Annotated in this window: 18 protein-coding genes; 5 read left to right on the top strand and 13 right to left on the bottom strand. The window is 61.3% G+C overall.

Annotated features, from left to right (window positions below):
* Positions 1-5: 5 nt before the first annotated feature.
* The 12 genes from SLW74_RS17870 to SLW74_RS17815 form a co-directional block, all read right to left on the bottom strand.
* Complete coding sequence (locus SLW74_RS17870; protein WP_410929676.1) at positions 6-2801, bottom strand: response regulator; 2796 nt, start codon at positions 2799-2801, stop codon at positions 6-8.
* 93 nt (positions 2802-2894) lie between these two features.
* Entirely contained in the window at positions 2895-4190 is a 1296-nt protein-coding gene (purD, locus tag SLW74_RS17865) for a phosphoribosylamine--glycine ligase (RefSeq protein WP_410929675.1), read from the bottom strand.
* Between the two features lie 167 nt (positions 4191-4357).
* Positions 4358-5965, bottom strand: coding sequence for a bifunctional phosphoribosylaminoimidazolecarboxamide formyltransferase/IMP cyclohydrolase (gene purH / locus SLW74_RS17860; RefSeq protein WP_410929674.1), 1608 nt, complete (start codon positions 5963-5965; stop codon positions 4358-4360).
* 78 nt (positions 5966-6043) lie between these two features.
* The gene (fis, locus tag SLW74_RS17855; protein WP_015093301.1) at positions 6044-6364 is read right to left on the bottom strand and encodes a DNA-binding transcriptional regulator Fis; all 321 of its coding nucleotides are present in this window, start codon (positions 6362-6364) and stop codon (positions 6044-6046) included.
* Positions 6361-7374, bottom strand: a complete 1014-nt coding sequence (dusB, locus tag SLW74_RS17850) for a tRNA dihydrouridine synthase DusB (protein ID WP_369319127.1) — start codon at positions 7372-7374, stop codon at positions 6361-6363. The genes fis and dusB overlap by 4 nt, the downstream gene beginning before the upstream one ends.
* Positions 7375-7651: 277 nt before the next feature.
* Complete coding sequence (locus tag SLW74_RS17845; protein ID WP_410929673.1) at positions 7652-9031, bottom strand: DUF3426 domain-containing protein; 1380 nt, start codon at positions 9029-9031, stop codon at positions 7652-7654.
* Between the two features lie 55 nt (positions 9032-9086).
* Positions 9087-9965: a 50S ribosomal protein L11 methyltransferase gene (gene prmA / locus SLW74_RS17840; RefSeq protein WP_410929672.1), complete on the bottom strand. Its 879-nt coding sequence runs from the start codon at positions 9963-9965 to the stop codon at positions 9087-9089.
* A 326-nt stretch (positions 9966-10291) separates the two neighbouring features.
* Positions 10292-11641: an acetyl-CoA carboxylase biotin carboxylase subunit gene (gene accC, locus SLW74_RS17835; protein WP_410929671.1), complete on the bottom strand. Its 1350-nt coding sequence runs from the start codon at positions 11639-11641 to the stop codon at positions 10292-10294.
* 17 nt (positions 11642-11658) lie between these two features.
* A complete protein-coding gene (gene accB / locus SLW74_RS17830) occupies positions 11659-12114 on the bottom strand; it encodes an acetyl-CoA carboxylase biotin carboxyl carrier protein (protein WP_065987727.1) in 456 nt (151 codons plus the stop codon).
* An 80-nt stretch (positions 12115-12194) separates the two neighbouring features.
* On the bottom strand, positions 12195-12647 hold the full coding sequence (aroQ, locus tag SLW74_RS17825) for a type II 3-dehydroquinate dehydratase (RefSeq protein WP_065987726.1): 453 nt from the start codon (positions 12645-12647) through the stop codon (positions 12195-12197).
* 152 nt (positions 12648-12799) lie between these two features.
* Positions 12800-14584, bottom strand: a complete 1785-nt coding sequence (locus SLW74_RS17820) for a protein-disulfide reductase DsbD (protein ID WP_410929670.1) — start codon at positions 14582-14584, stop codon at positions 12800-12802.
* A 116-nt stretch (positions 14585-14700) separates the two neighbouring features.
* Positions 14701-16365 (bottom strand): PleD family two-component system response regulator, encoded by a 1665-nt coding sequence (locus tag SLW74_RS17815; RefSeq protein ID WP_192133220.1) that lies wholly within the window; start codon positions 16363-16365, stop codon positions 14701-14703.
* Between the two features lie 397 nt (positions 16366-16762).
* Here SLW74_RS17815 and SLW74_RS17810 point away from each other — a divergent pair, with 397 nt between their 5' ends.
* The 5 genes from SLW74_RS17810 to SLW74_RS17790 all read left to right on the top strand — a co-directional run bounded on the left by SLW74_RS17810 (position 16763) and on the right by SLW74_RS17790 (position 22019).
* Positions 16763-17854 (top strand): DUF2333 family protein, encoded by a 1092-nt coding sequence (locus tag SLW74_RS17810; protein ID WP_065987724.1) that lies wholly within the window; start codon positions 16763-16765, stop codon positions 17852-17854.
* Positions 17855-17857: 3 nt separating this feature from the next.
* Entirely contained in the window at positions 17858-18403 is a 546-nt protein-coding gene (locus SLW74_RS17805) for an NUDIX hydrolase (RefSeq protein WP_065987723.1), read from the top strand.
* 163 nt (positions 18404-18566) lie between these two features.
* Positions 18567-18938 carry a translation initiation factor Sui1 gene (locus SLW74_RS17800; protein WP_065987874.1) on the top strand — a complete coding sequence of 124 codons (372 nt, stop codon included), beginning with the start codon at positions 18567-18569 and terminating at the stop codon, positions 18936-18938.
* Positions 18939-19121: 183 nt separating this feature from the next.
* Positions 19122-21035: an arginine decarboxylase gene (gene speA / locus SLW74_RS17795; protein WP_065987722.1), complete on the top strand. Its 1914-nt coding sequence runs from the start codon at positions 19122-19124 to the stop codon at positions 21033-21035.
* A 90-nt stretch (positions 21036-21125) separates the two neighbouring features.
* Positions 21126-22019 (top strand): alpha/beta hydrolase, encoded by an 894-nt coding sequence (locus tag SLW74_RS17790; protein WP_410929669.1) that lies wholly within the window; start codon positions 21126-21128, stop codon positions 22017-22019.
* Here the strand turns inward: SLW74_RS17790 and SLW74_RS17785 are convergent.
* Positions 22009-23349 carry an MATE family efflux transporter gene (locus tag SLW74_RS17785; protein ID WP_410929668.1) on the bottom strand — a complete coding sequence of 447 codons (1341 nt, stop codon included), beginning with the start codon at positions 23347-23349 and terminating at the stop codon, positions 22009-22011. The two genes, SLW74_RS17790 and SLW74_RS17785, sit on opposite strands and share 11 nt — an antisense overlap.
* Positions 23350-23351 lie beyond the last annotated feature (2 nt).

The following is a 23351-nucleotide window of genomic DNA, read 5'->3' as shown; positions in this document are numbered from 1 at the left end:
GGCGGTCAGTTTTGCTCGTAACGGTCTTCGCCGCGGGTGGCGCGGGTCGCGTCATCCCGGGCACGTTGCTCCACCCAGTATTCGACCAGATCGCGTAACTGCGACATCTCTACCGGCTTGGACATGTGCCCGTCCATGCCGGACTGCCGCGCGCGATCCTTGTGCTCCGCCAGAATGTGCGCGGTCAATGCCACCACAGGGGTGCGAATGCGCTGGTTTCCGGTTTCCCAGGCGCGGAACTGCTGCGTCGCCGAGAACCCGTCGAGGATCGGCATTTCGCAGTCCATCAGCACCAGGTCATAGCGCCGGGTCTTCATCGCCAGCAGCGCCTCTTCGCCATTGCTGGCAGTGTCCGGCTGCAGGTTGAGCTTGCCGAGCATGCCACGAATGACCTTGGTGGAAATGCTGTTGTCTTCGGCAACCAGAATGCGGAAGTCGCTGGGCACGTCGATATCGCCGATCGCCCCGGGGACTGCAGAAAAGGGCGCATTGCCTATGTTGCGCTGATTGAGCTCGTCCGCCAGCGTGGTCTTCAGCGTGTACCCGGCGACCGGTTTGGCGAGGATGCGTTTAACCCCGGCATTGCGCGCGATGATCTTGCTCGGCGCGTTGCTGATGCCGGTGAGCATGATCAACAGAATGTCGTGGTTCAGGCTCGGGTCTTCCTTGATCTTGGCGGCCAGTTGCATGCCGGTCATGCCGGGCATGTTCTGGTCGAGCAGGACGATATCGAAATAGTCGCGCAGGTGAGCCTTGGTGCGCAGCAGCGCCAGCGCCTCTTTGCCCGATGGCACGGCGCTGACGTTGAGCCCCCACGCGCTGCACTGCTGGACCAGCACCTTGCGGCAGGTGTCGTTGTCGTCGACCACCAGAACCCGCGCGCCTTTGAGCGGGCTGTCCAGATCGGCGGGGGGCTGCTCCAGTCGTTGTGCATCAAGGGGCAGACTCAGCCACAGCGTGCTGCCCTGATTGGTGCCGCTCTGAATGCCGAACTCGCCGCTCATCAACAGAATGAGCTGCCGGGCGATGACCAGCCCCAGGTGACCGCCCACCTTGCTGGCCGCCAGGAAATTCTTGCTATGCAGTTCAGCGTGCAGCAGCGCGTCGCGCTCGTTGGGCGTCAGCGGCGTGCCGCTGTCCTGAACGGCGATGCGCAGTCGTGGCTTGCCGCCGCGGGAGTCGAGGGCGACGACCAACAGGATCTCGCCCTCGTCGGTCTTCTTTAAGGCGTTCTCCAGCAAGCTGAGCAGCGTCTGCCGCAGGCGTGTCGGGTCACCGCTGATGACGCGCGGCACCTGGGGCTGAATGAAGCTGATCAGCTCGACACTTTGCTGTTCGGCCTTGGCGCGGAAGATGCTCAGGCAGTCCTCGATCATCGCATTGAGATCGAACTGCACGTCGTCCAGCTCGATCTGACCGGACTCCAGCTTGGTGATATCGAGGATCTCGTTGATCAGGGTCAGCAGTTCGTTGCCGGCACTGTGGATGGTCTGCACGTAATCGCGCTGCTTGACCGACAGCGGCGTGCCCAGCAGCAGCTCGGTCATCCCCAGAACGCCGTTCATGGGGGTGCGGATCTCGTGGCTGATCTTCGCCAGAAACTCGGCCTTGGCGTTGATCTCCGCTGTGCTGGCGGCGAGTTCGCGGCTGATGCTGAAGTTGTCTTCAGTGATGCTGCGATGACGCTCGCTGAGGGCGATGCTCATCAGCAGGCCGCACAGGCAAAACACCGCCAACACCCCGATGATCAGCGTCTGCGCGGGAATACTCGTCAGCCAGAGCATGGCCGGCAGTACCACGAGGTTGCCGAGATTGAACGCGATCATGGCGATCACGAACGGCCGGGCAGGGGAGTAGCCCTTCTGCAGGTGGTAGATCGACACGAGGGTGATGCTGACCGTGGTCAATGCCACCAGCAGGAACGTCATGATGTTCAGCGGCAGGGTGTCAACGAACAGCACCAGGAGCGCACCAAAGCCCACCACCAGCAGCACGCCCATCAGCAGCCGATTGAGCATCTCGACGCCGCGCTGAACGAAGAAACAGTAGGTGTACATCAGCCCGGTCGCGGCGGCGAGGAGCAGGGCGAGGTGAGCGCTCGGCGTCTGCGCCAGATGCCAGCGCGGCAGCCACGGCGCCTGAAGGTTGAGCAGCAACAGCGCACTCAGCCCCAGAAACGCCTCGCACGCTGCCAGCCACAAGCTGCTGATCGAGCGAGACTGGGCGAAGCGCGTGAGGTTCTGCACGATCAGCATGGCCAGCGAGCCGAAGAACAGGCCGAGCAGCAGGGGGCGGCGCTCGTCGGCGGCGCTGGTGACGGCGGACTGCAGCGTGATGTTAGGGCGCAGCTCCTGCTCGGACTTGAGGCGCAAATACAGGTCGAGCGGCTTGTCGCTGTGGGGCACCGGCAGCAGGAAGTCCAGTGACGGCAGGGGTTGGGCTTCGCGCGGCACCCGGTTACCGGAGCGCGAATGATCGATCAGGCTGTCGCCGTCGAGCACGTACATGTCGACCGTCGCCAGGTCAGGCGCGAAGATCCGCACCAGTTGTTCATGGGTGGCCGGGGGCAGGCGGTAGTGCAGCCACAGCGCGGCGTCGCGATTGGTCGCGCGCACCTTGTCGAGTTCGACCGGGCTGAATTGGGATTCGTAATGGGGGGAGCGAATGTCGCTGAGGTTAAGGTTTGACTGATCGTCGACAAGGGTTGACCAGCCTGCACCGACCTCGGCGGCCGCCGAAGTTATACAGAGCAGGGTCAGCAATGTGACGGTCAAACGAGTGGCAATCCTGAGCCAGCGCACGGCGAAATCCCTTCGTGAATGAAGCCTGTTTAACTCTGGGGCACCGGATGCCCGATCAGCGACTCAACGAGGAATCGCCGATCGGGCCGAGGCTCACGCCAGATCTTCGCCGCGTTCCCGGGCAATGGCGCGATAGCCGATGTCCGTGCGGTAGAAACAACCTTTCCAGTCAATCTTTGCAGCCAGCTCGTACGCTTGTTTCTGCGCATCGCCAACGCTGTTGCCCAGCGCTGTCGCGCACAGCACGCGACCGCCGGAGGTCACGATACGGCCATCCTGCAGCGCAGTGCCAGCGTGGAACACTTTGCCCGGCAACGCGGCCGCAGCGTCCAGCCCGTGAATCTCGTCGCCCTTGGCGTAGTCGGCCGGATAGCCGCCGGCTGCCAGCACGATTCCCAGACTCGGACGCGGGTCCCACTGAGCATCCACCGTATCCAGCGTTTGCGCCAGAGCGGCTTCAACCAGGGTCACCAGGCTCGACTGCAGGCGCAGCATGACAGGCTGGGTTTCCGGATCGCCAAAACGGCAGTTGAATTCGATGACTTTCGGATTGCCAGCCTTGTCGATCATCAGACCAGCATAGAGGAAACCGGTGTAAATGTTCCCCTCGGCGGCCATGCCCCGGACGGTCGGCCATATGACTTGATCCATCACTCGCTGGTGAACCTCGGCGGTGACCACCGGGGCCGGGGAATACGCACCCATGCCGCCGGTGTTCGGGCCGCTGTCGCCATCGCCGACGCGTTTGTGGTCCTGACTGGTGGCCATGGGCAGTACGTTCTTGCCGTCGACCATGACGATGAAGCTGGCTTCTTCGCCGTCGAGGAATTCCTCGATCACCACGCGCGAACCGGCGTCGCCGAAAGCATTGCCGGCCAGCATGTCGCGCACGGCGTCTTCTGCTTCTGCGAGGGTCATCGCGACGATCACGCCTTTGCCCGCCGCCAGGCCGTCGGCCTTGATGACGATCGGTGCACCTTTCTCTTGCAGGTACGCCAGCGCCGGTTCGATTTCAGTGAAGTTCTGGTAGTCGGCAGAGGGAATGTTGTGGCGCGCGAGGAAGTCCTTGGTGAATGCCTTGGAGCCTTCCAGCTGTGCGGCGCCCTTGGTCGGGCCGAAGCACTTCAGGCCACGGGCGCGGAACAGGTCGACAACACCGGCGACCAACGGCACTTCCGGGCCGACGATGGTCAGCGCGACGTTCTTCTCGGCGAAGTCAGCCAGTTGCTCCAGCGCCAGCACGTCGATGGCGACGTTTTCACACTTGGCTTCAGTGGCAGTGCCGGCATTGCCGGGAGCGACGAAGACTTTCTCGACACGAGCGTCCTGCGCGACTTTCCAGGCCAGAGCGTGTTCACGGCCACCGCTGCCAATGATTAAAATATTCAAAGAAAGACTCCTTCGGAGAAGCTGCAAGCTACAAGCGGCAAGTAAAAGCGAATAGCACAACTCTTAATCACGGCTCATTGCTCTGAATTAATAAGACTGCAAGGGCGAGTAAAGCGACGCGACTCTGCTTTTACTTACCTCTTGCAGCTTGATGCTTGCCGCTGCACTCAGTGCCTGAAATGGCGCATGCCGGTGAATACCATCGCGATACCCGCTTCGTCCGCTGCTGCAATCACTTCGGCGTCACGCATCGAGCCGCCTGGCTGGATCACTGCCGTGATGCCAACCTTGGCCGCGTTGTCGATGCCGTCCCTGAACGGGAAGAACGCATCGGAGGCCATGACAGCGCCCTGCACCTGCAAACCGGCGTGTTCGGCCTTGATCGCCGCGATGCGGGCAGAGTTCACCCGGCTCATCTGGCCTGCGCCGACGCCGATGGTCTGCCGGTTCTTGGCGTAAACGATGGCGTTGGACTTCACGTACTTGGCGACCTTCCAGGCGAAGATCAGGTCGTGAACTTCCTGCTCGGTCGGCGCGCGTTGGGTGACCACTTTCAAGTCGTCTGCGCCGATCATGCCGATGTCGCGGCTCTGCACCAGCAAGCCGCCGTTGACTCGCTTGTAATCCCAGGCCGGCGCGCGCTCTGCGTCCCACTGGCCGCTGGTCAACAAGCGCACGTTGGCTTTGCTGGCAATGATGGCCTGGGCTTCAGCGCTGACGCTCGGGGCGATGATCACTTCGACGAACTGGCGCTCAACGATGGCCTTGGCTGTCTCGGCATCCAGCTCACGGTTGAAGGCGATGATGCCGCCGAACGCCGATTCGCTATCGGTGGCATAGGCCAGCTCGTAGGCCTGACGAATGCCGCCTTCTGTATCCAGGCTTACTGCAACGCCGCACGGGTTGGCGTGCTTGACGATCACGCAGGCAGGCTTGACGAAGCTCTTCACGCACTCAAGCGCCGCGTCGGTATCGGCGACGTTGTTGTAGGAAAGCTCTTTGCCTTGCAGTTGGGTGGCGGTCGCAATACCGACTTCGGCAGGCTTTGCTTCAACGTAGAACGCCGCGCTCTGGTGCGGGTTCTCGCCGTAGCGCATTTCCTGCGCTTTGATGAACTGGCTGTTGAAGGTGCGCGGGAATGCGCTGCGGCCTTCGGTGCTCAGGGTGTCAGCGGACTGGTCAACGCTGCCCAGGTAGTTGGCGATCATGCCGTCGTAGGCCGCGGTGTGCTCGAAGGCCTTGAGCATCAGGTCGAAGCGCTGCGCGTAGGTCAGGCCGCCGACCTTGAGGCTTTCCAGCACATGGGTGTAGTCGCTGGCGTTAACGACGATGGCGACGTCTTTATGGTTTTTAGCGGCGGAGCGAACCATGGTCGGGCCGCCGATATCGATGTTCTCGATGGCCGTCGGCAGGTCGCAGCCTGGCTTGGAAACCGTGGCCTCGAACGGATAGAGATTCACGGCAACCAGGTCGATCGGCTTGATGCCGTGTTCGCTCATGATGGCGTCGTCGATGCCGCGACGGCCCAGAATGCCGCCGTGGATTTTCGGGTGCAGGGTCTTGACCCGGCCGTCCATCATTTCCGCGAAGCCGGTGTAGTCGGCGACTTCTACCGCTGCAACGCCGTTGTCCTTGAGCAGCTTGAACGTACCACCGGTGGAGAGGATCTCGACACCGAGGGCTTGGAGTTCACGCGCAAATTCAAGGATACCGGTCTTGTCGGATACGCTGATCAAGGCGCGGCGGATCGGCAGGCGGGTCGTCTGGTCGGTCATCTCAACTTCCATCAAAAGCAAAAGAATTTTGCAAAAAAAACGACCGCATTGAGGTGAGGTCGCTTGTTTTTCGGATGCTTACAGCAGGTCGTACTGCTTGAGTTTCTTGCGCAGGGTGCCGCGATTCAGCCCCAGCATCTCGGAGGCCTTGGTCTGGTTGCCCTTGACGTAGTTCATCACGCACTCGAGCAACGGCGCCTCGACTTCCGAGAGCACCAGGTTGTAGACATCAGTGACGGCCGCACCTTCCAGATGAGCGAAGTAGTTGTGCAACGCCTTCTCGACGCTTCCGCGCAGGGTCTGACCCTCTTCGCTCGGCGTATTGAGGTGTTGTTTCAAATTGACGTTGTCGCTCACGGGTGTTGTTCCACTCACTAAAGTCTCAGTCATCATCGTCATGCGGCCACCTCTTCTTCGTTCCCTGCTGGGAGGGATTTATCGCGCTGGGAAAAGAACTCCCGAACGTTGGCGCACTGTGCTTCTGTATCTTCCAAACGGTTGAAAAGGGCGCGAAACTCCTTGGCGCCCGGCAACGTTGCGAGGTACCAGCCGACGTGTTTGCGGGCGATTCGCACGCCCATCACGTCGCCATAGAAGGTGTGAAGCGCAGCCAGATGCTCTAGCAGAATGCGTTCCACTTCACTGACGGGCAGGCCTGGAAGTTTTTCCCCGGTCTGCAGGTAGTGTTCTATCTCGCGAAAAATCCATGGGCGCCCTTGGGCGGCCCGGCCAATCAACAGCCCGTCGGCGCCGGTTGCGTCGAGGACGTAGCGGGCCTTTTCCGGTGAATCGATGTCCCCGTTGGCAAACACCGGGATGGACACCGCCTGCTTGATGGCGGCGATGGTGTCGTACTCGGCCTCACCGGTGTAGAGATCGGCACGGGTTCGCCCGTGCACCGCCAGCGCCTGAATGCCGGCTTGTTCGGCAATTCTGGCGACGGTCAGACCATTCTTGTTCGCCCGGTCCCAGCCGGTGCGAATCTTCAGCGTGACCGGTACCTCGACTGCCGCGACCACCGCGTGCAGGATTTCGGTCACTAACTGTTCATCTTTCAACAACGCTGAGCCAGCGGCCTTGTTGCAGACCTTTTTTGCCGGGCAACCCATGTTGATGTCGATGATCTGCGCGCCGAGTTCGACGTTGGCGCGTGCTGCGTCCGCAAGCATCTGCGGGTCCCCGCCAGCGATCTGTACCGAGCGTGGCTCGGGATCGCCTTCGTGAATCATGCGCAACCGCGACTTGCGGCTGTTCCAGAGGCTCATGTCGCTGGTGACCATTTCCGAGACCACCAGGCCTGCGCCGAGCTGGCGACAGAGTTGTCGGAAGGGCTGGTCGGTGACACCCGCCATCGGGGCGAGAATCAAGCCGTTTTGCAATGTGTAAGGGCCGATGCGTACCGCCGACATAGGGTGACCTGTTGTGGGGCCGAATCACGAGGTCTGGTCCGAAAAGTGCTTCAGCGCCAATTCAGACGGGACCCAGAGTATGAAAAAGGGTGGGCATGATACCCGCTCTCGATGACTGGATAAAGGCTGAATTGGATAAAATCTGAACAGTTCCGTTCTTAACGCGAACGGTTAGGTTTAGGCCGGTATTGTCATAAAAGTGTCGTCGGATTTCGGGCATCCCATACCTTGCAAGGTGCTGCATTTCGGTGCGGACAAACCCGCCGCGCCCGGGTTTTCACTCCGGCGAACGGAAGCTCAGGCTGTAGTTCGCCGCCTTGGGGCCCGGGTCGAGGACGTCCAGTGCGATGTGAATCGGCGTCTGGGGTGGCATTTCGTCCTTGCCCGCCAGCTCGCCGCTCAGGTACTCGCCCGGTTTGAATCGACGGCTGGCGATGAGTTGACCCGTCGCATCGGCAAAGCGTAGTTCGAGCAGCGGGAACGGCTGGGAGAATGACGCACGGTTATAGATGATCGCGTCGACGACCAGCGCGCCCTGAAACTCGGGGTGGCTGCGCACGACAAGGTTGCTGCTCTTGAGCAGTTTGATATCAACCTTGGACGGGACCTTGCAGCCGAGGGACGGGCACAGCTCCATAAAAATGGGGCGGTATTGATCCTGTCGCGCCAGCTCTTCGAAGTGGTACGCAATGTATTGGCCGGCCAGTGCGCCCAGCCCAACCAGGATCAATAGCATCCACAGCAGACGCCGTCCCCAGCGTGGCTTGGGTTTCTGCCAGGACAACTGCAGCGGGTCATCCGTCAGGTCGACCAGCGCCCTGTCCCGCAGGCCCGGTTCGTTGCGGCCGCCACGCTTGTCGGCAGCGGCGTGCGGAGGCTCATCGTCCCCATCATCATCGTCACGGGCGCTGAGGCGATCCTGATGCTCGTGGGTGTCCAGAGCGGAGAAGCGTTCCGAGGACGGCTCATCGTCGGGGTCGGCGTGAGGCTTGAGCGAGTGGGGGTGATCGGGTTCGTCGCCCAGATCGTCCGGGCTCAGCGAGAATGAAGGCTCGGTGCGATGGCGTTCCTGCTGATTGATGGGCTCGTCCAGCGGGCCTTCGTCTATCGAGTGGTCGGTATGCGCTTCGCGTTCCTCGACGACTTCGGCGCGCAGTTCGGGCAATCGGTCGACATCGTCGTGACTCATGCCGTGGGCCCACGACTCCTGCGCGACGTCAGGCTCATCGCGTCGGGCACTGAAGGACTCGACTTCGTCGTGATCGCGCGCCTTGCTGACACGCCCGAAGGACTCGGGCAGCTGAATCTCGCGCTGTTCGAGACGGGCCAGCTCGACATCGAGATCGTCCAGATCAAGGCTGTCCAGGTCCACCTCACGCTCTTCACGCTTGACCGGCAACAGCGCTGGCTGGGTCACGACGAGGGATTGTGGCGCGAGGATTTCCGGCGTCTTCTCCACGCTTTCGATGTTCGGCGCGGAAGGCGACGGCGTTTCCGGCGTTGCATCGGCGCGTTGTTCCAGCAGTTGCTTCGCGGCGTTGAACACCTGCAGGCATGAGCCACAGCGCACCATGCCTCGGGCCACGCTCAACTGGGCGTGACTGACGCGGAAACTGGTCTGGCAATGCGGGCACTGAGTGACGAAGCTGTCGGTCATGCGGGTATCCGGGGTTAAAGAGCGCCTGATGGTTGGATCTTAGGGCAACTGGCTGTCAGCGGCGACGACCAGTGATCCGTACCCAGCCCTCGCGGTTGGCGATCGGGTCCAGCTCGAAGGTGTCAGCGTACGCGGCAGCGACTTCATCGCCTTGCTCGGCAAGGATACCGGACAGCGCCAGATGGCCACCGGGTTTGACCAGGCTCGCCAGCTGCGGCGCCAGAGCAACCAGCGGGCCCGCGAGGATGTTGGCCACCAGCACATCGGCCGGCACCTGGGGCAGGTCTTCAGGCAAATACAGCGGGAATTTCTCGGCCGGGACATTGTTGCGGCCGGCATTGTCGCGCGACGCTTCCAGGGCCTGGACGTCGATGTCGGTGCCGACGGCTTGTTCAGCGCCCAGCAGCAGTGCGGCGATGGCGAGAATGCCGGAGCCGCAGCCGAAGTCCAGCACGTTGCAGCCGGCGAGGTCCTGGCCGTCGAGCCACTCGAGGCACAGCGCGGTGGTCGGATGAGTACCTGTGCCGAATGCGAGGCCCGGGTCGAGCAACAGATTGACGGCGTCCGGCTCCGGTGCGGCGTGCCAGCTCGGCACGATCCACAACCGCTGGCCGAAGCGCATCGGGTTGAAGTTGTCCATCCAGCTGCGTTCCCAGTCCTGATCTTCGATCACTTCATGGGTGTGTTCCGGCAGCTCGGCGTCGGTGAGCAATCTCAGGTGAGCGAGGACGTGATCGGCATCGGTGTCGGCTTCGAACAGCGCCAGCAGGTGCGTGTGCGACCACAGCGGCGTGGTGTTCAGCTCTGGCTCGAAGATCGGCTGGTCTTCAGCGTCCATGAACGTCACCGATACGGCGCCGACTTCGAGCAGGGCGTCTTCGTAGGTTTCGGCTTGTTCGGGGCTAATGGCGAGACGGACTTGCAGCCAAGGCATGGCGGGTGACCTTCGAGTTGAAAAATTGAAAGGCGGCCGACGGCCACGAAAGACCGGCAAGTTTACGGGGTTCGTGGGGAAACAACAAAGTGGGTGTCGCGATCTGTGGCGTGCGTGTGATTCTGGCGGGGCGGTTAATCGGTAGGACCGGCTTTAGCCGGGAAGGCGTCCGTGTTCACACCGCAACCCTGATGGCGATCGGACCGGCCTCTTCCCGGCTAAAGCCGGTCCCACTGAATGCCGCACCCCACAACCAGATCGCACGCCCCGAAAACAACAAAGCCGCTCGAGAGCGGCTTTGTTGGTCTGTAGCACTTACTGGCAGATCAATGCTTGTCAGCGGCCAGTTTGTGTTCCAGGTAGTGAATGTTGACGCCGCCTTCGCAGAAGCCTTCATCACGGGTCAAATCACGGTGCAGCGGGATGTTGGTCTTGATCCCGTCAACCACGATTTCATCCAGGGCGTTACGCATGCGCGCCATGGCTTCTTCGCGGGTCGCGCCCCAGGTGATCAGCTTGCCGATCAACGAGTCGTAGTTGGACGGAACCTTGTAGCCGCTGTACAGGTGCGAATCCACACGCACGCCATTACCGCCTGGCGCGTGGAAATGCTTGACCAGGCCCGGACTCGGGACAAAAGTCTTCGGATCCTCTGCGTTGATCCGGCACTCCAGCGAATGCCCGGTAATGACCACGTCATCCTGGGTGTACGACAGTTTGTTGCCGGCGGCGATGCTGAGCATCTCCTTGACGATGTCGATACCGGTGACCATTTCCGAAACCGGGTGCTCCACCTGAACACGGGTGTTCATTTCGATGAAGTAGAAACGGCCGTTCTCGTACAGGAACTCGAACGTGCCAGCACCACGGTAGCCGATGTCGATGCACGCTTTGACACAGGCCGCGAACACGTCCTTGCGGGCTTGCTCGTTGATGAACGGTGCAGGCGCTTCTTCCAGAACCTTCTGGTGACGACGCTGCAGCGAACAGTCGCGGTCGCCCAGATGGATCGCCTGGCCCTGACCGTCGGAAATGACCTGGACTTCCACGTGACGTGGGTTGGTCAGGTACTTCTCGAGATAGACCATCGGGTTGCTGAACCAGGCAGCCGCTTCAGCACGGGTCTGCTTGGCGGCTTCGATCAGGTCTTCTTCCTTGTGCACCACGCGCATGCCGCGACCACCACCGCCGCCAGCGGCCTTGATGATCACTGGGTAGCCGACTTCACGGCCAATGCGCAGCGCGATCTCTTCGTCTTCCGGCAGCGGGCCGTCTGAACCGGGAACGGTTGGCACGTTGGCAAGCTTCATGGCGTCTTTGGCGGAAACCTTGTCTCCCATCAGGCGAATGGTTTCGGCTTTAGGGCCGATGAACGCGAAGCCGGATTTCTCGACCTGTTCGGCAAAGTCTGCGTTTTCCGCGAGGAAACCGTAGCCCGGGTGAATCGCCGTGGCGCCGGTCAGCTCTGCAGCCGAAATAATGGCCGGAATGTTCAGGTACGACAGGTTGGCTGGCGCCGGGCCGATACAGACAGTTTCGTCTGCCAGGCCAAGGTGCATCAGCTCACGGTCTGCCGTGGAATGGACCGCGACGGTCTTGATGCCCAGTTCTTTACAGGCACGCAAGATGCGCAAGGCGATTTCGCCGCGGTTGGCGATCAGGACTTTTTCCAACATCGCAGGCTCTCCCCGGTTCAAACGATGGTGAACAGCGGCTGGTCATACTCAACCGGCTGACCGTTTTCTACCAGGATGGATTCGATCGTGCCGCTGACTTCAGCTTCGATGTGGTTCATCATTTTCATCGCTTCAACGATGCAGATGGTGTCGCCTTTCTTGACGGTCTTGCCGACTTCAACGAACGCTGGCGAGCCAGGCGCCGGAGTGCGGTAGAAGGTGCCGACCATTGGCGATTTGACGACAGTGCCGTTGAGCTTCGGAGCAGAGGGTGCTTCGGCGGCTGCGGCCACTGGGGCTGCAGCCGGGGCAGGTGCCGGAGCGGCAACCGGGGCAGGCGCGTAGTACTGCTGTGCTGGAGTCTTGCTGTGACGGCTGATCCGTACGGATTCTTCGCCTTCACGGATCTCCAGTTCGTCGATGCCGGACTCTTCCAGCAGTTCGATCAGTTTCTTGACTTTACGGATATCCATTAATCATCAACTCCCAAGGGACGGTCAGGGGGATTTGGTAGCCGGTTCCGGCGGTCTGGCTCAGTACGGGACTGTGCCGTTCACGCCTCCGAACGCTTGGCCAATTGTTCCAGGGCGGCCTCCAGGGCCAGTCGGTAACCGCTGGCGCCAAGGCCGCAGATCACGCCTACAGCAACATCTGAAAAGTAGGAGTGATGGCGGAAAGGTTCGCGCTTGTGCACGTTTGACAGGTGCACTTCGATGAATGGGATGCTCACTCCCAGCAGCGCGTCACGTATCGCGACGCTTGTGTGCGTAAAAGCAGCCGGATTGATCAGAATGAAGTCCACGCCTTCATCGCGTGCAGCGTGGATGCGATCGATCAACTCGTATTCAGCGTTGCTCTGCAGGTACATCAGGTGGTGACCGGCTTCGCGCGCACGCTGTTCCAGATCCTGGTTGATATCGGCCAACGTGATCGAGCCATAGATCCCCGGTTCACGGGTCCCCAGCAGGTTCAGGTTAGGTCCGTGAAGAACCAGAAAGGTCGCCATCGAGTGTTCCTTGTTGTTCGCGTTTTCGACGCTCACGTACAGAGTGAGCCGCTGATGGGCAGCGACTATGCCGGAAAGTACGATGGACTGTCCAGTTACCCACAATATTCAGCACGATGCCCGATGTTCGCGCGAAGTTTGTGACCATGGCGCTAGATTTGGTCATTTGCTCTAGAAAGCCGCTCTGAGAACGCTTCGACGTCGATTTCGCCGACGACGCGTGCGTTTTCCAGCTCGTTGCCGTTTTTTCCGAAAAACAGCAGCGCGGGAGGGCCAAACAGTTTGTAGCGATCGAGCAATGCGCGTTGCTCGGCATTACTGTCCGTCATGTCGAAGCGGATCAGCTTGAAGGCCCCCAGTTGGCTGACGACTTTTGGATCTGGCAGAACCTCATGCTCGATAACCTTGCAGCTGATGCACCAGTCGGCGTACCAGTCGACCAGCACGGGTTGGCCGGCGCTTTTGGACGCTTCAAGGATCCGGTCCAGCTCGCTGGCCTGGGTCACTGTCTGCCAGCGGCTTTCCGAGGCCGGTTGGGCAGGGCCCGAATCGAGCCGGGATTGACCCAGCGGACGCAGCGGATCGGTCTGCCCGCTGAAAGCGCCGTACCAGCAGGCAAGGGCGTAAACCAGCAAGAACAAGCCAAGCAATTGAGCGAGGCGGCCCCGCGTGGTCTTTTCGCCGAACTCCAATGCACCGAGGAACAACGCAACGCCGGCCCACAGCAGGCCGATTAACAGTAGCGTGAGTTGCCCCGGAATCACCCGGCTCAGCAAGCCGATGGCTAGGGTCAGCAACAGCACGCCGATGGCATTCTTGACCGCCACCAGCCACGGTCCGCTTTTAGGCAGCCACGCCGCACCGCCCGTCGCCACCAGCACCAGCGGCGCGCCCATGCCCAGGCCCAGAGCCAACAGCTTCAAGGCCCCGCCCAGGGCATCGCCGCTGGCGCTTATATAAAGCAGCGCGCCGGCCAGTGGTGCCGAGACACAGGGCGAGACCAGCAGGCTTGAAACCACGCCCAGAACCGCCGCGCCCCACAAAGACCCGCCCTGGGTATTGCCGGCGATGCGGTCCAGTCGGTCATTGAGCGCGCGGGGCAGGCGCAGCTCGAACGCACCGAACATGGCCACGGCGAACAGCGCGAAAAAACCGGCGAACGGCACGAGCACCCACGCCGATTGCAATCGCGCCTGCAGATTGAGGCTGGCGCCGAACATGCCCATCACTGCCCCAAGGATCGCGAAGCAGAGCGCCATCGGCAGCACGTAGGCCAAGGCCAAAGAGAACCCGCGCAACCCGCCGATCTGTCCGCGCAGGACCACGCCGGAGAGGATCGGCAGCATCGGCAATACGCACGGCGTGAACGTCAGGCCGACGCCGGCGAGGAAAAACAGCGCCAGTTGTTTCCAGCTGAACTCGGCGTGGGTGACATTCCCGGCAAGGGGGGTATCGGACTTTGCAGGGCTCGCGCCGCCGATGCTCAGTCGCTCGGTTTCCGGCGGGTAGCAAAGGCCCTTGTCCGCGCAGCCCTGATAGGTGACGACAAGGGTGAAGGGCCGCGTGTCTCCGGTTTTGCGCGGCAGGGTGACGTCGAGGATGCCGTGATAGACCTCAACGTCGCCAAAGTACTCATCGTGCTTCTTTTCGCCGTCTGGCAGTTGCGCGGCGCCGAGGCCGATGTCGGCGGGCTCGGTGCGGAACTGAAAGCGATGGCGATAGAGGTAATAGCCTTCAGTGGCGACGAACTGAAGCTTGACGGACTCTGGGCTGGTGTCGCTCAGGTTCAACTGAAACGCCTGACGCACCGGCAGAAAATCCTTGCTGTTGTCGACAGCTGCGCCGCCCAGTGTGGTGCTCGATCTGTTCTCCAGAAAGCTCGCGCCGACGGCGGACAGGGCACAGATCAGCAGTAACAGACAAAGCAGGCGGCGCATGGCGGTCTCGCATCACAGAAGTCCGCGCATGATAGCGGAGTGGCTGCGGGCGTGCAGGGAGGGCTAGAGTTCTTCGGTCTGAACTTCGGTCTGAAAATGATGCAGGACGCAACCTGTCAAACGATGTCCGGCTGGGTGTGTTTGCTGTGGGGCGACACTGCTGCATGTACTTCTAGCCCGTGCACTTGGTTGCGGCCTGCCTTTTTTGCGCGGTACAGCGCTTCGTCTGCTTGCGAGGCCATCATCAGCGCGTCGTCGTCCTCGGTGATCTCTACCACCCCGGCGCTGAATGTGCAGAACAGGTCCACAGGCTCCGCGGGGTAATGGATTTCGGCGAAGCGCTGGCGAATTTCGTCGAGCACGCCGTGGGCCGCTGCGAGATCAGTGTCCGGCATGACCACGGCGAACTCCTCACCGCCATAGCGACCGATGTAGTCGGTCTTGCGCAGGCGTTGCTTGAGGAACAGCGCCAGGCTTTTGATCACGCGGTCGCCCATGGGGTGGCCGTGGCTGTCGTTGACCTTCTTGAAATGGTCGATGTCCAGCATCGCGAAGCTCAGCGGCTTGTTCTCTCGTCGCGAGCGGAAGCTGCAATCTTCCAGCAATTGCAGGATGTGCGTGTGGTTATACAGGCCGGTCAGGCTGTCGCGGATCATGCGCGCCTTGAGGTTGCGCGCCCGTGCTGCGCGATTGCGCACGGTGGTGATCAGGTGGCGAGGCTTGATGGGTTTGGTGAGAAAGTCGTCGCCGCCTTCGCTCATCGCGTCCAGCTGTTTATCCAGATCGTCTTCAGCCGAGAGGTAGATGATCGGCACGCTGACGTAGCGATCATTGTGGCGGATCACTTTGGCCAGCTCGGTGCCGGTGCAGCCGGGCATGTACATGTCGAGGATGATCAGGTCAGGCTGAAATTCGGCCAGCTCAGCCATGGTCTTGATGGGGTCGAGCAGGGTACGGGTGACGATTCCGGCCCCGTTCAGCAAGCGTTCGGTGTGCTTCGCCTGGGCGCGCGAATCGTCGATGATCAGCACCTTGTAGGGTTCGTACTGTGCAACTCGTGTCAGGATTTCGATCTTTTCCAGCAAGCTTGACGCTTCGAGCGTGCCGGTCAGGAATTCCTCTCCACCGGCGCGCACGGCGGCGAGGCGCGTGGGCGTGTCCGTCTCGTGATGGCTGAAAAACAGCAGCGGGAGTTTTTGCTCGAGTCCTTCCTGCATCTGGGTGGCGAGCTTCAGGCCCTGGCCTGCGCCACCGAAGTCGACGTCCATGACGACAGCGGCAGGCAAGCGCTCGGCCATCGTCATGTGGAAGGTGTCGACGCTTGCGAGGGACTGCGCGCTCAGACCGAAGAACTCCAGTTGCTTGGCCAGACGCTCGCCGCGTTCATGGTCCTCCAGCACGATGTAAATCGGTTTGCGCAGGGGCGGCAGAGCGGTTTGCTCAAGACGGTCGCCATGCCTGAGGCCGGTGTGGGACAAGCGTTGCATCAGACGGTTGAGGTCAGTAATCAGGGCGCTGCTCAATCGACCGCGATTGGCCTCGACGTCGAGCAATGCCAGGTTAATCGCGGTGGCGAGTTGCACGTGTTCGGCCTGCTCGAAGCGTTCGGCAAACCGCAGCAGCCGCTCGTTGGCCTCGGTGAGTTCAGCCATGTCCGTTGCCGACCATTCACTTTGCTGCAGGCGCTGCCACACCTCAAGGATCTGACGGGCCTGATGGATAACGCGCTGGGCAAAGTGGTGTCTGAGCCGGTCGCGGCTCGGATCTTCTGCTTCGGTCATGTCCTGACTTCTTTATAGGGGAAACCCCGATATAAGTGGTGGCGCTATGCTAGCACTACTTTCTGCGGCTAAGGATGCCGCAAGTCATTTTCTCGTGATTTTTGACGATTTTATCCGTCAAATTTCCAGCTTTTAACCCGTTTGAGTGTACGGACCAGTTGGTTAGATTCGGGACATGCAGATCACCCGTGGTTGCGGTCGGTAAGAGAATGGATGAGGTGCCATAAAGCGTGACCCTGATGGCCTCAGCATCCGCCTCCTCCCGGCTAAAGCCGGCCGGGAAGGCGCTCGACTCAGTTGCTCAACAATTGCACCTGCCATCACATTCCTGCCAAACGCACCTTGCTGTAAGGTTGCGGTCAGAAGCACTGAATTCCGTGATTGAAAGGACAAGGCCATGCTGGATTGGAAGAAGCGCTCGGGCAGCGCGGGAACTGAACGCGTTGACGAAAAACCGATGGGCAAGGCGCCTCGCGGTTATTGGGGCGGCCTGTTGTTCAGTCGCGCCGTCGGGGCCGTGGTGGGTATCTACCTGGTGGTCACTGTGGTGCTCGGCATCTGGTGGAGCAGCGAACCGCCCCTGTTTCCGGTCCAGCAGCAAGCCCAGGCCGCCGCGCAAAGCGAAGGCAAGCAGATGGTGTTGGGCTACACCACCGTCGAAACCCTCAAAACCGTCGCCTCCACTCTGCTGGACAAGCCGGGCGGTTACATTTCCAACGATCGCTCGCCGCCCGGCCTGTGGATGGACAACATGCCGAGCTGGGAATATGGCGTCCTGGTCCAAGTGCGCGACCTGAGCCGTGCCCTGCGTAAAGACTTCGCCCGCTCGCAGTCACAGTCCGCCGAAGATGGCGACCTGGCACGTGCCGAGCCGTTGTTCAACTTCGACAACAAAAGCTGGGTGCTGCCTTCGAGCGAGTCTCAATACCGTGACGGTATCGCTGCGCTGAGCCGCTATCAGGCGCGCCTGTCTGACCCGAATCAGAAAGGCGCGCTGTTCTACACCCGCGCCGACAACCTGAACAACTGGCTGGGCGACGTGGGTACGCGACTGGGCTCCCTTTCCCAGCGGCTGTCCGCCAGCGTGGGTCGGGTCAAACTGAACAGCACCCTGAAAACCGAGGCGCAATCCACGGTTACGGTCAAGCCGGGCGAAGTGCCGCAGGTTGACGAAGAAATCGTTGAAACCCCATGGATGCAGATCGATAACGTCTTCTACGAAGCACGTGGTCAGGCCTGGGCGCTGTCGCACCTGCTGCGCGCGATCGAGGTCGATTTCGCCGATGTTCTGGCGAAGAAGAACGCGACCGTCAGCGTGCGTCAGATCATTCGTGAGCTGGAAGCCTCGCAAGAGCCGATCTGGAGCCCGATGATCCTCAACGGCAGCCCGTTCGGCATTTTCGCCAACCACTCGCTGGTCATGGCCAACTACCTGTCGCGTGCCAACGCGGCGGTGATTGACCTGCGTCAGCTGCTGTCCCAAGGCTGATCGATGAGTGTTTCCGATCAAGAGGCCGCCCACCGTGCGGCCTCTGATGCCGAGTTGATTGCCTGGGTTGATCGTCATGACCAACCCCTCGGTTCTTTACCCAGGGCAGATCTGCGTGAGCGCGGGCTCATCGGGCGCGGCACCTATATCCTTCTGTTCAATTCGGCTGGCGAGCTGTGTGTGCACCGACGCACGCTGAGCAAGGCCATTTATCCCGGCTACTGGGATGTGGCGGCGGGCGGTATGGTGCAGGCCGATGAAAGCTACGAGCTCTCGGCGGCGCGCGAACTGGAGGAAGAACTGGGCGTTTCCGGCGTGGCGCTTGCGGCTCACGAGCGGTTCTTCTTCGATCAGCCGGATAACCGCCTGTGGTGCGCCGTGTTCTCGGCGATCTGGGACGGGCCATTGAAGCTGCAGCCGGAAGAAGTGCTGGAAGCGCGCTTTCTCAGCATTGATCAAGTACTGCGCGAAACCACTGAAAAGCCTTACTGCCCGGACTCGTTGGCCGCGTTGAAGCGCTATTTGGAAGGCGTCGCAAATGTCCCGTAAATTGGCGCATATTTGCACTTAGCATCGGCGCCTTTTGCCGTTACACTGCGCGACTTTTCACGCCGGACCGCCCTTGCGATCCGGTAGCGCTGCCCCTGCCTGAGTGGGGCTTCGCGGTCGGCTCCCGTCGGCCAGACTTCGCTCCTCAAGAAGAGGATTGCCGGTGGCCAAAAAAGCCGCATCCTTCGCCGCCCTCGGTGGCCTGGTATTTTCAACCGATGCCGGTCGGCATTGTCCCGACTGCCGTCAGCCTGTCGACGCCTGCACCTGCAAAAGCACGCTCATCCCGGAAGGTGATGGCATCGCCCGTGTGCGCCGTGAAAGTAAAGGCCGTGGCGGCAAGACCGTCACGACCGTCACCGGCGTTCCGCTGGCCGAAGACGCGCTCAAGGACTTGGCAAAGACCCTCAAGCAACGGTGTGGAACCGGCGGCGCGCTGAAGGATGGCGTGATCGAGATCCAGGGTGACCACGTCGACACGCTGTTGGCCGAGCTGGTCAAACAGGGTTTCAAGGCGAAGAAGTCGGGCGGTTGAGCCGTCTGTTTCGAGCCCGTTGATTTTGTCGTCGGTCTGGCCGCAGTCATCCATGCAAACTCTGCTGCGCAATGCGGGTCTATTGCCCCACAGGCGAGCAGGCGCCAAACCGTCATTTCCACGCTCTACACTGCGCCCAGCCGGTCAGGCCGGGGCTTTATGACTTTTCTATAGGGGACTTTGATGTCCGTACGACGCACACGCAAAGACGATGGCAGCCAATGGACCGTGGCAGACAGCCGCAGTGTCTACGGGATCCGTCATTGGGGGGCCGGTTATTTCGCAATCAATGAAGCCGGCCGCGTTGAAGTTCGCCCCAACGGGCCGACCAGCTCGCCCATCGATCTTTACGAGCAGGTCGATCAGCTGCGCAAAAGCGGCTTGTCCCTGCCACTGCTGGTGCGTTTCCCTGACATCCTGCAGGACCGCGTGCGTCAGTTGACCGGTGCGTTCGACGAAAACATCGCCCGCCTGGAATACCAGAGCAAATACACCGCGCTGTACCCGATCAAGGTCAACCAGCAGGAAGCGGTGGTGGAAAACATCATCGCCACGCAAAACGTTTCCATAGGCCTCGAAGCCGGCTCCAAGCCTGAGCTAATGGCCGTGCTGGCTTTGGCGCCGAAGGGCGGCACCATCGTCTGCAACGGCTACAAGGATCGCGAATTCATTCGTCTGGCCTTGATGGGGCAGAAGCTGGGCCACAACGTCTTTATCGTCATCGAGAAAGAATCCGAAGTCGAACTGGTCATCGAAGAAGCCGCCGAGCTGAAGGTCGCGCCGCAAGTGGGGCTGCGCGTGCGCCTGTCGTCCCTGGCCTCCAGCAAATGGGCCGACACCGGTGGCGAGAAGTCCAAGTTCGGGCTGTCCGCCGCGCAGTTGCTGTCGGTCGTCGAGCGCTTCACCAAGGCAGGGCTCGATCAGGGCATTCGTTTGCTGCACTTCCATATGGGCTCGCAGATCGCCAACCTGGCTGACTATCAGCACGGTTTCAAGGAAGCGATTCGTTATTACGGCGAGCTCCGCAACCTCGGCCTGCCGGTGGATCACATTGATGTCGGCGGCGGTCTGGGTGTGGACTACGACGGCACGCATTCGCGCAACGCCAGTTCGATCAACTACGACATGGACGATTACGCCGGTGTCGTGGTCGGGATGCTCAAGGAGTTCTGCGACGCGCAGGGCCTGCCGCATCCGCACATCTTCTCGGAGAGCGGCCGTTCGCTGACTGCGCACCACGCCATGCTGGTGATTCAGGTGACCGACGTCGAGCGTCACAACGACGAAGTGCCGGAGATCACCGACAAGGAAAGCCTGCCGGAAACCCTGCAGTGGCTGATCGATTTGCTCGGCCCGACCGACATCGAAATGGTCACCGAGACCTACTGGCGCGCCACGCACTACATGAGCGACATCGCGTCCCAGTACTCCGACGGCAAGATCACCCTGGCGCAGAAGGCCTTGGGCGAGCAGTGCTATTTCGCAGTGTGCCGCCGTTTGCACAACTCGCTGAAAGCCCGTCAGCGTTCCCATCGTCAGGTGCTCGACGAACTCAACGACAAGCTGGCCGACAAGTACATCTGCAACTTCTCGGTGTTCCAGAGCCTGCCGGATACCTGGGCGATCGATCAGGTGCTGCCGATCATTCCGCTGCATCGCCTGGACGAAGAGCCGCTGCGTCGCGCCGTACTGCAAGACCTGACCTGCGACTCCGACGGCAAGATCAATCAGTACGTCGACGAGCAGAGCATCGAGACCAGCCTGCCGGTTCACTCGTTGAACGAGGGTGAGGATTACTTGCTGGGCGTGTTCCTGGTCGGTGCGTATCAGGAAATTCTGGGCGACATGCACAACCTGTTCGGTGACACCGATTCGGTGAACATCTATCAAAACCAGGATGGCAGTGCCTATTCAGCCGGGATCGAAACCCACGACACCATCGAAGACATGCTGCGTTACGTGCACTTGTCGCCGGAAGAACTGATGACCCATTACCGGGACAAAGTGGCCAGCGCCAAGATTACCCCGCGCGAGCGTACCCAGTTTCTGGATGCCTTGCGACTGGGCCTGACGCGGTCGTCCTACCTGTCGTCGTAATGAGGTAGGTAGTCCCAAAAACGGGCCCTTGTGGCCCGTTTTCGTTGTCTGCACAGTCAGGCGTCCTTCACTGTTTCGGGAGCATGAACGATGATCAAACTGGCGCTCAAAGCAGTGTTCGCCGCCTGGCTGATGACCTTGCTGATGGCCTGCTCGCCGTTGAAGGTGCTCAACGCGTTTACCCCGAGCAGCACGTTCAGCAGAACGTCTGACCTGGCGTACGGCCCGGACCCGCGCAATAAAGTCGACGTCTACACGCCCAAAGATGCAGCGCCGGACGCGCCGGTCGTCGTGTTCTTCTATGGCGGCAGCTGGACCAGTGGATCGCGGGGTGATTACGCCTTCGTCGGTGAGGCGCTGGCGTCCCGGGGCATCGTTGCGGTACTTGCCGATTATCGGCTGTACCCGCAAGTGCATTACCAGGAGCTGCTGCAGGACAGCGCCCAGGCAGTGGTCTGGACCCGCGATCACATTCGTCAGTTCGGCGGGGATCCGGCGAAGTTGTATGTGATGGGCCACAGTGCCGGGGCTTACAACGCGGCGATGCTGGCCCTGGATCCGCAATGGCTGGCGGCGGCGGGCACCACACCTTCCATCATCAAGGGCTGGATCGGTCTGGCCGGGCCCTATGATTTTCTGCCCATCGAAGACGCGGAGGTGAAGCCGGTTTTTTACTTCCCGAATTCGCCACCGGACTCCCAGCCGATCAACCATGTCAGCGCAGCGTCACCGCCGGCGTTGCTGATCGCTTCCGCCGACGATACGGAGGTGAACCCGCAACGCAACACGGGAGGCATGGCCAGTCGTTTGCGCGCTCAGGGCGTGTCAGTGCGCGAGGTGTATTTCTCTCGCACCAGTCATCGCACGCTGGTGGGCGCACTTGCCCGCCCGTTACGCAGCCTGGCGCCGGTGCTGGAGGAGGTTGCAGCGTTTATCCACGCTCAGGATCAGGCGCAGGTCTCCAGCGTCTCGGTCAGCCGTTGAACCAGGCGCCGCTGCGGTTGAGCTTCAACGCCAGATACCCCAGCGTCAGCGCCCTCAATGCCATGAACACCAAAAACGCCAGCCACAGCCCATGGTTACCAAACCCGCTTGCCAGCCAGGCAAACGGCGCGGTGATCAACGCCGTGACGACCATCGCGTTGCGCATCTCGCGAGCGCGGGTGGCGCCGATGAACAGGCCGTCGAGCAAATAGCTCCAGACCGCGACAAAGGGCAGCACGGCGAGATAGGGCAGATAAACGAAAGCGATGTCACGCACTGCGGTGATGTCGGTCTGCATCTCGACGAACAGATGCCCGCCCAGCAGAAACAGCCCCACAAATGCGACGCTGCAGATTAGCGACCAACCCCCGGAGACGTTCAACGAGCGCCGCAACGCCTCGCGATCCCGCGCGCCGATGGCGTGTCCGCAGAGGGCTTCAACGGCGTGGGCCAGTCCGTCCAGCGCGTGGGCCATCAGCAACAGCCCATTGAGCAGCAGCGCGTTGGCTGCCACGGTGGCGTCGCCCAGTCGAGCGCCCTGCACGGTGATCAGGAAGAACACCGATTGCAGGATCAGGCTGCGAATGAAGATATCGCGATTGACCGTGAGCAGCGGTCGCCAGCTCTGCCAGCGCTTGAACGCGGACACCGCCAGCTGTCCGGGATACGCGCGCAGACCTTTGTGGGTGAGGGCGAGACCGAGGAGGGCGCCAGTCCATTCGGCGATAACCGACGCACGTGCGCTGCCGGCCACGCCCCAGTCCAGGCCCATGACGAACCACAGATTCAGCGCGATGTTGACCAGGTTGGTGGTCAGCAGAATCGCCAGCGGCGCTCGAGCGTTTCGCAGCCCGAGGAACCAGCCCACCAGCGCATAACTGGCCAGCGCGGCCGGTAAGCCGAACAAGCGGGTATGGAAGAAATCGCGGGTCAGGTCGTTGAGATCATTGGAGGGCTGCATCATTTCCAGCGCCAGGTGCTGGAAGGGCAGGCCGATCAGCCCCAGTAGCACAGAAAACCCAATCGCCAGCAGCAAACCCTGCAACAGCACCTGGCGCAGCGCCGCTCCGTCGTTGCGCCCGGCGGCCTGGGCGGCGAAGCCGGTCGTGCCCATGCGCAGAAACCCCATGGCCCAGGCGAGAAAGCTGTACAGCGTGCCGCCGACCGCCACCGCGCCGAGCTGGTGGGCGTGGGGGAGATGGCCGATGACCGTGCTGTCCACCAGCGAAACCAGCGGCACGGAGATATTCGACAGGATCATCGGCGCGGCCAGCGCCCACACCTGCTGATGCGTGGCGCGCTGACGCCAGTCGTTGAAGAAGTTAGACATGA

Source organism: Pseudomonas sp. W5-36, assembly GCF_046540455.1.
Classification (GTDB): Bacteria; Pseudomonadota; Gammaproteobacteria; order Pseudomonadales; family Pseudomonadaceae; genus Aquipseudomonas; species Aquipseudomonas graminis_B.
The sequence above is the reverse complement of the archived record's forward strand: the minus strand, read 5'-3'. Positions and strand labels throughout refer to the sequence as shown.